General features: G+C 73.6%; 12 protein-coding genes (1 of these 12 running past the window's edge). 3 read left to right on the plus strand and 9 right to left on the minus strand.

The features are described 5' to 3' along the window. From ACQP09_RS14400 to ACQP09_RS14415, 4 genes are all read right to left on the minus strand, one after another. A protein-coding gene (locus ACQP09_RS14400) for an ABC transporter permease (protein ID WP_433399275.1) crosses the window boundary here: on the minus strand, positions 1–493 show its 5' portion. The gene continues 269 nt to the left of window position 1, outside the view; only the first 493 of its 762 coding nucleotides appear in the window; the start codon lies at positions 491–493; its stop codon lies off the left edge, out of view. Continuing rightward, positions 490–1,287: an ABC transporter ATP-binding protein gene (locus ACQP09_RS14405; RefSeq protein ID WP_433399278.1), complete on the minus strand. Its 798-nt coding sequence runs from the start codon at positions 1,285–1,287 to the stop codon at positions 490–492. Before ACQP09_RS14405 ends, ACQP09_RS14400 begins: the two co-directional genes overlap by 4 nt. Positions 1,288–1,348: 61 nt before the next feature. Next, positions 1,349–1,891, minus strand: coding sequence for a hypothetical protein (locus ACQP09_RS14410; protein ID WP_433399281.1), 543 nt, complete (start codon positions 1,889–1,891; stop codon positions 1,349–1,351). Positions 1,892–1,949: 58 nt separating this feature from the next. Next, positions 1,950–2,285: an SH3 domain-containing protein gene (locus ACQP09_RS14415; RefSeq protein ID WP_433399286.1), complete on the minus strand. Its 336-nt coding sequence runs from the start codon at positions 2,283–2,285 to the stop codon at positions 1,950–1,952. A gap of 133 nt (positions 2,286–2,418) precedes the next feature. Between ACQP09_RS14415 and ACQP09_RS14420 the strand changes: the two genes are divergently transcribed. After that, positions 2,419–4,584 (plus strand): protein kinase domain-containing protein, encoded by a 2,166-nt coding sequence (locus ACQP09_RS14420; protein WP_433399289.1) that lies wholly within the window; start codon positions 2,419–2,421, stop codon positions 4,582–4,584. Between the two features lie 210 nt (positions 4,585–4,794). On the opposite strand, the gene ilvD is transcribed toward ACQP09_RS14420, so the two are convergent. The 4 genes from ilvD to ACQP09_RS14440 all read right to left on the minus strand — a co-directional run bounded on the left by ilvD (position 4,795) and on the right by ACQP09_RS14440 (position 9,470). Then, positions 4,795–6,645, minus strand: coding sequence for a dihydroxy-acid dehydratase (ilvD, locus tag ACQP09_RS14425; protein WP_433399293.1), 1,851 nt, complete (start codon positions 6,643–6,645; stop codon positions 4,795–4,797). 149 nt (positions 6,646–6,794) lie between these two features. After that, positions 6,795–7,412 (minus strand): TetR family transcriptional regulator, encoded by a 618-nt coding sequence (locus tag ACQP09_RS14430; protein WP_433399295.1) that lies wholly within the window; start codon positions 7,410–7,412, stop codon positions 6,795–6,797. Between the two features lie 85 nt (positions 7,413–7,497). After that, complete coding sequence (locus ACQP09_RS14435) at positions 7,498–8,331, minus strand: sugar phosphate isomerase/epimerase family protein (protein ID WP_355083576.1); 834 nt, start codon at positions 8,329–8,331, stop codon at positions 7,498–7,500. A 188-nt stretch (positions 8,332–8,519) separates the two neighbouring features. Beyond that, positions 8,520–9,470 (minus strand): Ppx/GppA family phosphatase, encoded by a 951-nt coding sequence (locus ACQP09_RS14440; protein ID WP_433399298.1) that lies wholly within the window; start codon positions 9,468–9,470, stop codon positions 8,520–8,522. A gap of 39 nt (positions 9,471–9,509) precedes the next feature. Between ACQP09_RS14440 and ACQP09_RS14445 the strand changes: the two genes are divergently transcribed. Beyond that, entirely contained in the window at positions 9,510–10,361 is an 852-nt protein-coding gene (locus tag ACQP09_RS14445; protein WP_433399301.1) for a hypothetical protein, read from the plus strand. 13 nt (positions 10,362–10,374) lie between these two features. Here the strand turns inward: ACQP09_RS14445 and ACQP09_RS14450 are convergent, their stop codons facing one another. Beyond that, the gene (locus ACQP09_RS14450) at positions 10,375–12,204 is read right to left on the minus strand and encodes a BACON domain-containing protein (protein ID WP_433399304.1); all 1,830 of its coding nucleotides are present in this window, start codon (positions 12,202–12,204) and stop codon (positions 10,375–10,377) included. A gap of 211 nt (positions 12,205–12,415) precedes the next feature. Here ACQP09_RS14450 and radA point away from each other — a divergent pair, with 211 nt between their 5' ends. Then, the gene (gene radA / locus ACQP09_RS14455; RefSeq protein WP_432152109.1) at positions 12,416–13,837 is read left to right on the plus strand and encodes a DNA repair protein RadA; all 1,422 of its coding nucleotides are present in this window, start codon (positions 12,416–12,418) and stop codon (positions 13,835–13,837) included. The last annotated feature ends 72 nt before the right edge of the window (positions 13,838–13,909 follow it).

Below are 13,909 nucleotides of genomic sequence, written 5' to 3' on the forward strand. Positions count from 1 at the left end.
AGGCGGCGAACGCCGAGACGAAGAGGCCGAGCGCCGTGCCGAGCAGGGCGTCGAGCAGCGCGACCAGGAGCAGCAGCCACGGGGAGCCGGTGACGTCCAGGCCGAGCAGCCAGACGGAGACCGCGGTGGCCAGGGCCGACTGGACGACCGCGACCGTGCCGAACGCGAGGGCGTACCCGGCGATCAGGTCGCCCTTGCCGAGCGGGAGGGCGAGGAGGCGCTCCAAGGTGCCCGAGGTGCGTTCGCGCAGGGTGGCGATCGAGGTCACCAGGAACATCGTGATCAGCGGGAAGATGCCGAGGAGCGAGGCGCCGATCGAGTCGAACGTTCCGGGTGCGCCGTCGAAGACGTACCGCAGCAGCGTGATCATCAGGACCGGGACGATGAGGAGGAGTGCGATCGTGCGCGGGTCGTGGTGGAGCTGGCGCAGGACCCGGGCGGCGGTGGCTGTCGTACGGGAGTAGGTGAGCGGGCTGGTGGTGGTCGCCGTCATGGCTGCGGCTCCTTCGCTCGGGTGGCTGCCGCCTCGTCGACCAGGTGGAGGAAGGCCGCCTCGACCGTCTCGGTGCCGGTGCGGGTGCGGAGGGCCTCGGGGGTGTCCTCGGCGAGGATGCGGCCCTCGCGCATGAGAAGGAGGCGGTGGCAGCGTTCGGCCTCGTCCATGACGTGGGACGAGATGAGGAGCGTGGCGCCCCGGTCGGCGGCGAGGCGGTGGAAGAGGTCCCACAGGTCGCGGCGGAGTACGGGATCCAGGCCGACCGTCGGTTCGTCCAGAACCAGCAGGTCGGGCGTGGAGAGCAGGGCCACCGCCAGGGAGACGCGGCTGCGCTGGCCGCCGGAGAGTGTGGCGGCGAGCGCGTCGGCGTGGGTGGTGAGGTCCACCTCGGCGATGGCCCGGGTGACCGCGGCCCGGCGGGTGGCCCGGTTCGCGCGGCCGGGGTGGAGGACGGCGGCGAAGTGGTCCAGGTTCTGGCGGACGGTGAGGTCCGTGTAGACGGAGGGCGCCTGGGTGACGTACCCGATGCGCGGGCGGAGGGCCGGGGCGCCGGCGGGGTGGTCGAGGACGGTGAGCGTGCCCGTCACCTTGGCCTGGGTGCCGGCGACCGCGCGCATCAGGGTGGTCTTGCCGCAGCCGGAGGGGCCGAGGAGGCCGGTGATGGTGCCGGGTTCGAGGGTGAAGCCGAGGCCGCGCAGGACCGTGCGGGTGCCGCGTACGACGGTGAGGTCGTGGGCCCGCACGGCTGGGGCGGGGGGTGGCCGGTTCCTTCCGGCGTCGTTATTCATCATGTGATGAATTAGAGAGCCGGGAGGTCCCTTCGTCAAGAGGGTGCGGTGGGTGGCGGCTGCGTCAGCGGCGCTTGGGGCGCTTGCGGGCCGCCGGGTTGCCCGTACGGGTCGAGCGGCGCTTCTCGAACTGCGTGCGGGCGGTCTCGTACTCCGTACGGCGCAGCTTCTCGCCCGGGGCCTCGATGAGCGAGCGGACGAAGTAGGCGAGGAGCGAGCCGATGAAGCCGATCGACTTCAGGCCGCGCAGGGCGTCCTCGCGGGCCGGGTCCTTGGGGCGGGCGCCGAAGGACTCCCAGGTCTTGCGGAACGCGACGGCGCTGCAGATCGCGAACATCGCGATCACCAGCATCCCGACCAGGCTGCCGACCTCCGCGATCTGCAGGCCCTGGAAGGCGAAGCGCAGGACGAAGCAGGCGGCCACGGCGGTGGCGAGCGAGCCGGCCGCGACGCCGGCGCGCCGCAGCGCGTAGCCGCCGTCGTGGTCGACCCAGGTCGTCCCGAAGAAGCGGATGGGCTCGGGCTGCGGGCCGGGCGGGGTGGCCTGGGGCGTGCCGGAGGCTGTGGGGGTGCCGGGTGCTTGGCTGTTTTCGCTGTTCTCGCTCACGGGGTCGATTATCCCCGGGCCGGGGCCGGTCCCGTGAGCGAGCGGCTCGGCGGGCCGGTCAGTCGCAGCGCGGAGCGACGTAGCCGTCGCTGCCCGTGTAGACGTAGGTGTCCGAGATGAACTGGCCGTTGGCGATGTTGCACCAGAGGTTGGACGTGCCGTACGGGCCGGTGACCCGCTCCCCCGGCTTCTGGCAGTAGATCGGGACGCTCATCCCGAGCGGGAGCGTCCGCACGATCCGGTAGCTGGTGCCGGGGCCGGTGCGGACGTTGACCCGGTAGCCGGGGGCGATCGGGTACTTGTGGGTCGACGAGGTCGCCGCCGTGGTGGTGGTTTCGTCCGGCGCCGTGGCGGCCTTCGCCGCCTGGTCCGTGGCCTGCTCGTCAACGCCCATGAGGGCCTCCCCCGTTGAGAACGATGCGTACGAAGCCGTACGACGCGCAGGCTAACAACCCCCACGCCGCTCGCACGCACCATCGACTAGGCTCCGTGCGTCGCGCTTGCGCATCAACACACGGGGGTGGGCGATGCCGCCGCTGCCAGGGGCCGGAGCGCATCCGGAAGCGGAGTTTCCGGAATACGCGGGTACCTACCGTCTTGAGGCATGTCTCGGCTCGGGCGGCATGGGCGTCGTCCACCTGGCCCGGTCCGCCTCCGGGCTCCAGCTCGCGGTGAAGGTGGTGCACCGGCCGTACGCGGCGGACCCCGAGTTCAGGGCCCGGTTCCGGCAGGAGGTGGCGGCCGCCCGGCGGGTCAGCGGAGCGTTCACCGCGCCGGTCGTGGACGCCGATCCGGAGGCCGTACGGCCGTGGATGGCGACCCTGTACGTGCCCGGGCCGACCCTCGCCGAGCAGGTCAAGCGGAACGGCCCGCTGGCCCCCGCCGAGCTGCGCAGGCTGACCGCCGGACTGGCCGAGGCGCTGCGGGACATCCACCGGGCCGGTGTCATCCACCGCGACCTGAAGCCGAGCAACGTGCTGCTCTCCGACGCGGGCCCGAAGGTCATCGACTTCGGGATCTCGCGCCCGTACGACAGTGATCTGCGCACCGAGACCGGCAAGCTGATCGGCTCGCCGCCGTACATGGCGCCGGAGCAGTTCCAGCGGCCGCGTGAGGTGGGGCCGGCCGCCGATGTGTTCGCGCTGGGGGCGGTGCTGGTCCATGCGGCGACGGGGCGGGGACCGTTCGACTCGGGCAGCCCGTACATCGTGGCGTACCAGGTGGTGCATGACGAGGCGGATCTGAGCGGGGTGCCGGAGGATCTCGCGGAGCTGGTCGGGCGGTGCCTGGCGAAGGATCCGGCGGAGCGGCCGACGCCGGACGAGGTGATGGCGGAGCTGCGGCCTCCTTCGTACGAGGCGGCCGCGTTCATACCGGCTCAGCGGCGGGTGGGGCCGTCGGCCGTGGGGGCCGGTGCCGGTGAGCGGGAAGGGGCCGAGGACGCCACGCATGTGCGCGGAGCGGCCGTGGCGGCTCGGCGGTGGCGGGTGGGGCGGGGGCGGCTGGTGGTGGCCGCCGCGCTGCTTCTGGTGGTGGCGGGGGTGGGGGCCGGGGGGTTCGCGTTGTGGGGTGGTGGCGGGGGTGGCGGCAGTGGGGCCGCGGAGGCGCCGGAGCGGAAGGAGGGCGTCGCGTTTTCGCCGTGGAGCACCACGTTGCGGGCTTCCGGGAGCGCGACACCGGTCTGTGCCTCCGCCGGGGTCGGCGCGGCGCTGTACTGCGCGGTGGACGGGACCGGGACCGCGCGGATCGACCCCGCGGACGGGCGCGTGCTCTGGTCGGACCGGAACACCGCGCTCCGCGAGGCCTCGGCGCCGGTCGTCTCGGGCGGGGTCGTGCTGTCGGCCGGTCCGGACGGGAAGCTGCGCGCGTACGACCCGGTGAAGGGGGTTCCCGTACGGGAGACGGGGCTCTCCGCGAGTCCCGGCTCGGCGTTCGCCGCCGGCTCCACGCTGCTGGTCGTCGCGGACGGCGGCACGGTCACGGCGCTGGACGGCGCGAGCGGGGTGGGGCGGTGGGAGCGGGCGCTGGCGGAGCACGTACGGCCCGACTTCGGGCTGTACGACGAGGCGTCCGGTCTCGCGTACGCCTTCGAGCACGCGGCGGACGGCGCCTCGACCCTGGTCACCGCCGTGGACGCGGGCAGCGGCCGGGCGGCGTGGCAGCGGCGGCTGGACGGGGTGCTCACGCCGGTCGCCACCGCCGGGGCCGGGGAGCTGGTCCTGACGGAGATGAACGCGGAGATGCAGGCGGTGGGGCTGGTGCGGTACGCGCCCGGGAAGCGGGAGGCCGTCCGGATCGCGCTGCCCTTCCGGCTGGAGGAGCCGCAGGTGGTGATGGGCGGGGACGCGGCGTACCTGCTGGCGCGGGGCGGGTCGCTGCTGGCGGTGGACACGGGGGCGCCGGCGGGCGGGGACGCGGAGTTGTGGCGGCTGGAGACCGGGGTGGGGCGGGCGTCCGCGCCGGTGCTCGGGGAGGGCGGGCAGCTGTACTTCTCGGCGGCGGACGGGCGGCTGCTGGCCGTCGACACGGGGCGGGGTGCGCTGGTGGGGCAGACGCGGGCGCGGCTGAGCGGGGGGAAGCTGAGGTACGCGTCGGACCTGCCGGCGCCGGTGACGGCGGGGCGGGTGGTGGTGGGGACGGCGCCGGACGGGTCGGTGTTCGCGGTGGACGGGGCGGGGGCGGGGGGTTGGTAGCGGTGGGCTGAGCGGGGGTGGGGGCCCGGGGCCTGTGCGGGTGCTCCCGGGGCTCCGCCCCGCTCCCCGCTCCTCAAGCGCCGGAGGCGCTGGGGAGGTCAGCCCGAGACGCTGGGGAGCGAGACTGGGGGGCCGAGGGCCTGTGCCCCGGGTGCACCCGGGGCTCCGCCCCGTACCCCGCTCCTCAAACGCCGGAGGGGCTGAAGTTTGTCAGGTCAGCTTTGAGACGTCCCTGACCGCGCCCCTGTCCGCGCTCGTGGCCATAGCCGCGTAGGCGCGCAGGGCCGCCGACACCTTGCGGTCGCGGGCCTTCGGGGCGTACACGCCGTTCAGGGCCTCTCGGCGGGTGGACAGGGTCGCGTCGTCGACCAGCAGCTCGATCGAGCGGTTCGGGATGTCGATGCGGATGCGGTCGCCGTCCTCCACCAGGGCGATCGTGCCGCCGGAGGCCGCCTCGGGTGAGGCGTGACCGATGGAGAGGCCCGACGTACCGCCCGAGAAGCGGCCGTCGGTGACCAGGGCGCAGACCTTGCCCAGGCCCCGGCCCTTGAGGAAGGACGTGGGGTAGAGCATCTCCTGCATGCCGGGGCCGCCGCGCGGGCCCTCGTAACGGATGACGACCACGTCTCCGGCCTTGATCTCCTTGCGGAGGATCTTGTCGACGGCCTCGTCCTGCGACTCGCAGACGACCGCCGGGCCCTCGAAGGTCCAGATCGACTCGTCGACGCCGGCCGTCTTCACGACGCAGCCGTCCACGGCCAGGTTGCCCTTGAGGACGGCGAGGCCGCCGTCCTTGGAGTACGCGTGCTCGACGTCGCGGATGCAGCCGCCCGCCGCGTCCAGGTCGAGCGTGTCCCACCGCTCGGACTGGGAGAAGGCGGTGGCCGAGCGGACGCAGCCGGGGGCCGCGTGCCACAGCTCGACGGCCTCCGGGGACGGGGAGCCGCCGCGCACGTCCCAGTTCTTCAGCCACTCGGCGAGGGTGTCGGAGTGCACGGAGTGGACGTCCTCGTTGAGGTGGCCGCCGCGGTGCAGCTCGCCGAGGAGGGCGGGGATGCCGCCGGCGCGGTGGACGTCCTCCATGTAATACGTACCGCCGGGAGCGACGTTCGGCGCGACCTTGGACAGGCACGGGACGCGGCGCGAGACCTCGTTGATGTCGTCCAGGTCGTAGTCCAGCTCGGCCTCCTGCGCGGCGGCCAGCAGGTGCAGGATCGTGTTGGTCGAGCCGCCCATCGCGATGTCCAGCGCCATGGCGTTGTCGAACGCGGCGCGGGTGCCGATGGAGCGCGGCAGGACCGTGGCGTCGTCCTGCTCGTAGTACCGCTTGGTGATCTCCACGATCGTGCGGCCGGCGTCCTCGTACAGCGCCTTGCGGGCGGTGTGGGTGGCGAGGACCGAGCCGTTGCCGGGGAGGGAGAGTCCGAGGACCTCGGTCAGGCAGTTCATCGAGTTGGCGGTGAACATGCCGGAACAGCTGCCGCAGGTCGGGCAGGCGTTCTCCTCGATACGGAGGATGTCCTCGTCCGAGATCGACTCGTCGACCGCGTCGCTGATCGCGTTGACCAGGTCGAGTTTTCGCACCGTGCCGTCGACGAGGGTCGCCTTGCCGGCCTCCATCGGGCCGCCGGAGACGAAGACGGTCGGGATGTTGAGGCGCATCGCGGCCATCAGCATGCCCGGCGTGATCTTGTCGCAGTTGGAGATGCAGATCAGCGCGTCCGCGCAGTGCGCCTCGACCATGTACTCGACGGAGTCGGCGATCAGGTCGCGCGAGGGCAGGCTGTAGAGCATGCCGCCGTGGCCCATCGCGATGCCGTCGTCCACCGCGATGGTGTTGAACTCGCGCGGGACCGCGCCCGCCGCCTGGATCGCCTCGGAGACGATCCGGCCGACCGGGGCGAGGTGGGTGTGGCCGGGGACGAACTCGGTGAACGAGTTGGCGACCGCGATGATCGGCTTGCCGATGTCCGCGCTCGCTACGCCCGACGCGCGCATAAGGGCGCGCGCGCCCGCCATGTTGCGTCCGTGGGTGACCGTGCGGGACCTCAGCTGGGGCATTGTCGCTCGCTCCTTCGGCAGGGGGCCTGCCTCCGACTCCGACAGATAAGAAAAGACTGCCTTCGAGCGTACGCCCCGGATCCAAGATCTGGACAGGCTGTCCGGAATGCGGGATGCGGTGGCCGGTACGTGGGCACGCGCCGCGCTCGTCAGCTCTCCGTCAAGTATCGCTGGAGCGTCGGCGCCACCATCGCGACGATCTCCTCCGGGTCCGCCGAGGCGAGCGGCTCGGCCCGGATCACGTACCGCAGCATCGCGATGCCGATCATGTGTGAGGCGGCCAGCTCCGCGCGGAACGTGGCGTCGGGGACGTCGAGGTCCGCGGCGATCCGCTCCAGCAGCCGCCGCAGGACGAAGCCGCGCAGCACCTTGGCCGCCGCCTCGTGGGTGAGCGCCGAGCGCAGGACGGCGAGGAGCGGGGCGCGGGTGGCCGGGTTCTCCCATACGGAGAGGAAGTAGCGGGCCAGCCGCTCGCCGAGGCCCTCCGGCGGGCCGCCGAGGACCGAGGTGATGACCAGGGCCGGTTCGAAGGAGAGCTCGACGGCGGCCGCGAAGACCTCGTCCTTCGTACCGAAGTAGTGGTGGACGAGGGCCGCGTCGACCCCGGCCGCCTTGGCGACCTGTCGGATGGAGGTCTTGTCGTAGCCGCGCTCGGCGAACTCGGTACGGGCCGCCTGGAGGATGCGCGTACGGGCGTCGGGGCCTTCGGCGGCGGCCTTGCGGGAGGGGCGGCCCCGGCGCCGGGGGGCGGGCGCGTCCTCGGTCACGGGCGGTCCGGGGGCGGGGAGGCCGGGCGCGGGTGCCGGTGGTCCTCGGTCACGGAGGCGGGGCGCGGGTGCCGGTGGTCCTCGGTCACGGGCGGCTGGTCCCGGGGGCCGGGTCGGTGGTGGTGGCGGCCGAGGCGAGGTGGAGGCGGGTGAAGGCCAGGGCCTCGGCGAGGTCGGCCTCGCGTTCGGCGGAGGACATCGCGCGCCGGGTGTTGACCTCGATGACGACATGGCCGTCGAACGACGTACGGGCGAGGCGCTCCAGCAGCTCCGCGCACGGCTGGTCGCCCCGGCCGGGCACCAGGTGCTCGTCCTTGGCCGAGCCCTTGCCGTCGGCGAGGTGGACGTGCGCGAGCCGGTCGCCCATCCGGTCCACCATGGCGAGGCTGTCGGTGCGGGCGGTCGCGGTGTGCGAGAGGTCGACCGTGAAGTGCCGGTAGTCGTCGTTGGTGACGTCCCAGTCGGGGGCGTACGCGAGCATCTCGCGGTCCCGGTACCGCCACGGGTACATGTTCTCGACGGCGAACCGGACATCCGTCTCGTCCGCCATCCGCCAGATCCCGGTCACGAAGTCCTTGGCGTAGTTGCGCTGCCACCGGAACGGCGGGTGCACCACGACCGTGGAGGCGCCGAGCTTCTCGGCCGCCGCGCGCGCCCGCTGGAGCTTGACCCACGGGTCGGTGGACCAGACGCGCTGGGTGATCAGGAGGCAGGGCGCGTGGACCGCCAGGATCGGGACCTGGTGGTAGTCGGAGAGCCGGCGCAGGGCCTCGATGTCCTGGCTGACGGGGTCGGTCCAGACCATGACCTCGACGCCGTCGTACCCGAGGCGCGCGGCGATCTCGAAGGCCGTCGCGGTGGACTCGGGGTAGACCGAGGCCGTTGACAGGGCGACCTTCGCATCGGGGATGCGCACCACTGGTTCTGCCACCTGGACAGCGTACGGGCACCGGTGCGCGGGGCGGAGGGGCCCTGGCGGAAAGTGATCAGGGCCATGGGCCGGTGACCGTACGTGACCGGCGCTGAGCGTCCCGTACCGCCGTACGACCACTGCCGTACGTGGCCGACGCTGAGCGTCCCGTACCGCCGTACGTCCACCGCCTTACGTCAGCCGGGCAGCGCGGCCCGTTCCACCGGCAGGTGGTCCAGGCGGCGCAGGATGACGCCCTCGCGCAGCGCCCACGGGCAGATCTCCAGCTCCTCCACGCCGAACAGGTCCATCGCGCCCTCCGCCACCAGCGCTCCGGCGAGCAGCTGCGCGGCCCGGCCCTCGGAGACGCCGGGCAGCCGGCCGCGCTCCTCGACGGTCATCGACGCGAGCTTCGGGACCCACTCCTCCAGCGCGCTGCGGCTGAGGCAGCGCTGGACGTAGAGGCCCTCGGTGGAGCGGGCGGCGCCGGCGATCCGGGCGAGCTGCTTGAACGTCTTGGAGGTGGCGACGACGTGGTCCGGCCGCCCGGCCCGGCTGAACTCGCCGACCGTCCGCGCGATGCTGGCCCGCACATGCCGGCGCAACGCCTTGACCTGCTCCGGGTCGGCCGGGTCCTCCGTCAGCCAGGCGCCGGTGAGGCGGCCCGCGCCGAGCGGCAGGGAGACGGCGATGTCCGGTTCCTCGTCGATCCCGAAGGCGATCTCCAGCGAGCCGCCCCCGATGTCGAGGACCAGCAGCTTCCCGGCCGACCAGCCGAACCAGCGGCGGGCGGCCAGGAAGGTCAGCCGCGCCTCCTCCGCGCCGCTGAGGACGGCGAGGTCGACGCCGGTCTCGACCCGTACGCGCTCCAGGACCTCGTCCGCGTTGGTCGCCTCGCGCACGGCGGAGGTGGCGAACGGCAGCACGTCCTCGCACCCCTTGTCCTCGGCCGCCTGGACCGCCCCGGCGATCGTCGCCACCAGCCGGTCCACGCCGAGCGGGCCGATCGCACCGGTCTCGTCGAGCAGTTCGGCGAGCCGGAGCTCGGCCTTGTGCGAGTGGGCGGGCAGCGGGCGGGCGCCGGGGTGGGCGTCGACCACCAGCAGGTGAACGGTGTTCGATCCCACGTCGAGGACTCCGAGTCTCATAGGGGAACGCTACTGCGCCATCGGACTTACGCTGTCCGCGTGCCAAAGACGAAAAAGGCTAAGCAGGACAAAGCCACGAAGAAGCCGAAGTCGAACAAGCAGGCGTCACAGCCGGAGGCGAACGGACCGGACCCGTCCGACGAGAAGGGCCTCGACTTCGCGCGGGCCTGGGTGGAGTTTCCCGATCCGGCCGACGACGAGCAGGTCTTCCGCTGCGATCTGACCTGGCTGACCTCCCGTTGGACCTGCATCTTCGGCAGCGGCTGCCAGGGCATCCAGGCGGGCCGCGCCGACGACGGCTGCTGCACGCTGGGCGCGCACTTCTCCGACGAGGACGACGAGAAGCGGGTCGCCGAGAACGTGGCGCGGCTCACCCCTGAGCTGTGGCAGTTCCACGATGTCGGTACGGAGACGGGCTGGGTCGGCGTCGACGAGGACGGCGAACGGCAGACGCGCCGCTGGGAGGGGTCCTGCATCTTCCAGAACCGGCCGGGGTTCGCCGCCGGTGCGGGCTGCTCGCTGCACATCCTGGCGCTGCGCGAGGGCAAGGAGCCGCTGGAGACCAAGCCGGACGTGTGCTGGCAGCTGCCGGTACGGCGTACGTACGACTGGATCGACCGGCCCGACGACACCCGGGTGCTCCAGGTGACGATCGGCGAGTACGACCGGCGGGGCTGGGGTCCGGGCGGGCACGACCTGCACTGGTGGTGCACCTCGGCGACCTCGGCGCACGGGGCCGGGGAGCCGGTGTACGTGAGCTACCGGCCGGAGCTGATCGAGCTGATGGGCAAGGAGGGGTACGACCGGCTGGTCGAGCTGTGTGAGGAGCGGCTGTCCTCGCTGCTGCCGATGGCGCCGCATCCGGCGGATCCTCCGGTGGCCGGTCAGTAGCTTTCAGAGGCCGTCACTCCGTCGGGCCCGGGTCGCTGGGGCCGGGGTCCGTCGGGGGCGGGTCCGTGGGGTCCGGGTCGGGCGGGTCCGTGGGGTCGGTCGGGGCGGGGTCGGTGGGGGTGGGGTCGGTGGGGGTGGGGTCCGTGGGGGGCGGGTCGGTGGGGGTCGGGCCCGGATCGGTCGGGCCGGGGTCCGTGGGGGCCGGGTCGGTCGGGCTCGGGCCCGGATCGGTCGGGGTCGGGTCGGTCGGGCGTGGGCTGGTTCCGTCCGTGGGGTCCGGGGTGCCGGGGGCGGGGCGCGTCGGGTCCGGGGTGCTGCCGGTGGGCGGGGCGGTGGCGCCGTGACCGTCGATGATCACCGCTGAGCCGGACGGGTCCAGCGCGATAAGGGCCCGCCATGGGCCGCGCGGGGCCGCCGCGTGGTCGACGGCGACCGTGACGGTGGTGGACTTCCCCGCCGCGAGCGTGCCCGCCGTCCGGTTCAGGCGCAGCCAGCGGGCTTCCGTGGCGGCCGTCCAGTCGACCGGGCCGCGGGCGGAGGCGGTCAGCGTGATCGTGGTGAGCGCGCCGGAGGTCCGGGCGGTGACGGTCAGGCGGCCCGCGCTCTCGCGGTCGCCGCCGGTGCTGACCACCTCGGCCGTGACGTCCGGTGAGTGGACGCCGCGCCGGTCGCCGGGACGGGCGTTGCCGGTCTTCTCGTACGCGGTCCCGGGGTCGTCGCTGTGCTCCCCCGCGCCCTCGATCTCGGTGGCGGTGACCTTGGAGCCGTCGTGGCCCTCGCCGGTGAGCGGGGCTCCCCGGTACGCGGCCCACAGCGCGATCACCGGGGCGGCGACCACGGTGGCGACCACCGTCGTCGTCACGACCCGGGCGCGCATCCGGTCCCGGCGGGCGGCGTGGTCCTTGGGGTCGAGCGGGTAGCCGGTGCGGCCGAAGCGGGGGCCGCCCGAGCGGGTGCGGCGGGCCTGGGCCAGGGCGACGTGGACGGAGGGGCGGGGGGCTTCGACGAGCGGCAGGCGGGCGGTGGCCGGGGCGACGGTGGCGCCGGGCCAGGGTCCGGCCGCGTCGACCCGTTCGGCGGCGCGGCGGCAGCGGGGGCAGTCGTCGACGTGGCGGACCATTTCGCGGCGGAGTGCGGCGGAGAGGAGCACCTGGTGGTCACCGGTGAGGCGGGCGACGGTGGGGCAGCCGGCGGTCTCCACGACGGCGAGCGCGGCGCGGGTGCGCTCGACCTCGCAGGCCGCCGCCGCCAGCAGCTCCCGCGCGGTGACCGGCTCCAGGCCGAGTACGGAGGCGACGGCGCGGGGCGTGAGCCGGTGGCGTACGGCCAGTTCGAGCGCTTCGCGTTGCTCCGGGGTGGTGCCGGCGGCTTCGGGCCAGGCGAGCGTGGCGAGCTCCCGGCGGCGGGCCTCGGCGGCCGGGGACTCGGCGGGGGCGGGGGTGGTGGCGTCCTCGGGGGTGGCGGGCGTGGTGTCCGGGGCGTGCGTGTCGGGCGCGCTCGTGGTCGGCGCCGGAGCGGGCCTGCGGTGGGCCTGGCGGCCGCGTCTGCGTTCGGTGAGGGTGCGCAGGCAGGTCCAGCGGGCCAGGGCGTAGAGCCAGGATTGACGTTCCTCCTCGGCCTCGGGGCACCGGGCTCCGTGCCGCTCCGCGATCGCCAGGACGGCACCGAGCGCCTCGGTCGCCGCGTCGTGGTCGCAGAGCACGGAGAGGCAGTAGGTGAAGAGGCCGTCGAGGTGCGGCTCGTAACGCGCGGCCGGTCGCTGGGTGGAGGCGTGCGGTGCTCGTCGGTGCGCCCCGTGTGCGCCGGTGGTGTGCGTGGGGGCCTGCATCCTGCTGCTCGTCACCCGGCGACCGTAGACAGAGGAGTACGTGCGCTTGGCGCCCCTTGAGCACATTTAACCCTTACGGGTGAACGTATCCCGCGAAATCATGGGTTCCGCGGCCCGGGGATCACGGAATCCATGCGGAGTGCTTCCGTGCGCCCTGCGTGCGGCGGCACCGCCTCGCGCCCCCCGTGCGGCGGGCGTTGTCAGACCCCACCTATACGGTGACGCCATGGCTGCCCGTACGAAATCCGCGAAGGACCGGCCGTCCTACCGCTGCACCGAATGCGGCTGGACCACCGCCAAATGGCTCGGCCGTTGCCCCGAGTGCCAGGCGTGGGGGACGGTCGAGGAGTTCGGCGGCGCCCCCGCCGTGCGCACCACCGCGGCCGGCCGGGTCTCCACCGCCGCGCTGCCGATCGGCCAGGTCGACAGCCGTACGGCCACCGCGCGCTCGACCGGCGTCGGCGAGCTGGACCGGGTGCTCGGCGGCGGGCTGGTGCCGGGGGCCGTCGTGCTGCTGGCGGGCGAGCCGGGCGTCGGCAAGTCGACGCTGCTGCTGGACGTGGCGGCCAAGGCGGCGAGCGACGACCACCGCACGCTCTATGTGACCGCCGAGGAGTCCGCCAGCCAGGTCCGGCTGCGGGCCGACCGGATCAAGGCGATCAACGACCACCTCTACCTCGCTGCGGAGACCGACCTCTCGGCGGTGCTCGGCCACCTGGACGCGGTGAAGCCGTCCCTGCTGATCCTGGACTCGGTGCAGACGGTCGCCTCGCCGGAGATCGACGGCGCGCCCGGCGGGATGGCGCAGGTCCGGGAGGTGGCCGGGGCGCTGATCCGGGCCTCCAAGGAGCGCGGGATGGCCACGCTGCTCGTCGGCCACGTCACCAAGGACGGCGCGATCGCCGGGCCCCGGCTGCTGGAGCACCTGGTCGACGTGGTGCTCTCCTTCGAGGGCGACCGGCACGCCCGGCTGCGCCTGGTGCGCGGCGTCAAGAACCGTTACGGGGCGACCGACGAGGTCGGCTGCTTCGAGCTGCACGACGAGGGCATCACCGGCCTCGCCGACCCCTCCGGCCTCTTCCTGACCCGGCGCGACGTGGCGGTGCCGGGCACCTGTCTGACGGTGACGCTGGAAGGGAAGCGGCCGCTGGTCGCCGAGGTGCAGGCGCTCACCGTCGACTCCCAGATCCCTTCGCCCCGGCGCACCACCTCCGGTCTGGAGACCTCCCGGGTCTCGATGATGCTCGCCGTGCTGGAGCAGCGCGGCCGGATCAGCGCGCTCGGCAAGCGGGACATCTACAGCGCGACGGTCGGCGGTGTGAAGCTCACCGAGCCGGCGGCCGACCTCGCGATCGCGCTCGCGCTGGCCAGCGCCGCCAGCGACACCCCGCTCCCGAAGAACCTGGTCGCGATCGGTGAGGTGGGTCTCGCGGGCGAGGTCAGACGGGTCACCGGCGTCCAGCGCAGGCTGGCCGAGGCACACCGTCTCGGCTTCACCCACGCCTTGGTACCGACCGACCCGGGAAAGGTTCCTTCGGGTATGAAGGTCACAGAAGTCGCCGACATGGGGGATGCTCTGCGGGTCCTCCCGCGCCGGTCTCGTCAGGAGGCGCCGCAGCCTCGTCAGGAAGAGAACGCGCGCCGGTAGACTTTGCCCTGGTCTCGCCCGTCCGTGGACACGGCACGGGGGACGCCGGGGCACCGCAAACCTGTCGACCGG

It is taken from the genome of Streptomyces sp. CA-146814 (genome assembly GCF_050942385.1).
GTDB lineage: Bacteria > Actinomycetota > Actinomycetes > Streptomycetales > Streptomycetaceae > Streptomyces.

What these genes read in the sequence shown, in the direction of transcription:
- ilvD (WP_433399293.1), bottom strand. Translation starts at nt 6,645, where the DNA reads ATGCCCCAGCTGAGGTCCCGCACGGTCACCCACGGACGCAACATGGCG.
- ACQP09_RS14415 (WP_433399286.1), bottom strand. Translation starts at nt 2,285, where the DNA reads ATGGGCGTTGACGAGCAGGCCACGGACCAGGCGGCGAAGGCCGCCACG.
- ACQP09_RS14405 (WP_433399278.1), bottom strand. Translation starts at nt 1,287, where the DNA reads ATGATGAATAACGACGCCGGAAGGAACCGGCCACCCCCCGCCCCAGCC.
- radA (WP_432152109.1), top strand. Translation starts at nt 12,416, where the DNA reads ATGGCTGCCCGTACGAAATCCGCGAAGGACCGGCCGTCCTACCGCTGC.
- ACQP09_RS14420 (WP_433399289.1), top strand. Translation starts at nt 2,419, where the DNA reads ATGCCGCCGCTGCCAGGGGCCGGAGCGCATCCGGAAGCGGAGTTTCCG.
- ACQP09_RS14440 (WP_433399298.1), bottom strand. Translation starts at nt 9,470, where the DNA reads ATGAGACTCGGAGTCCTCGACGTGGGATCGAACACCGTTCACCTGCTG.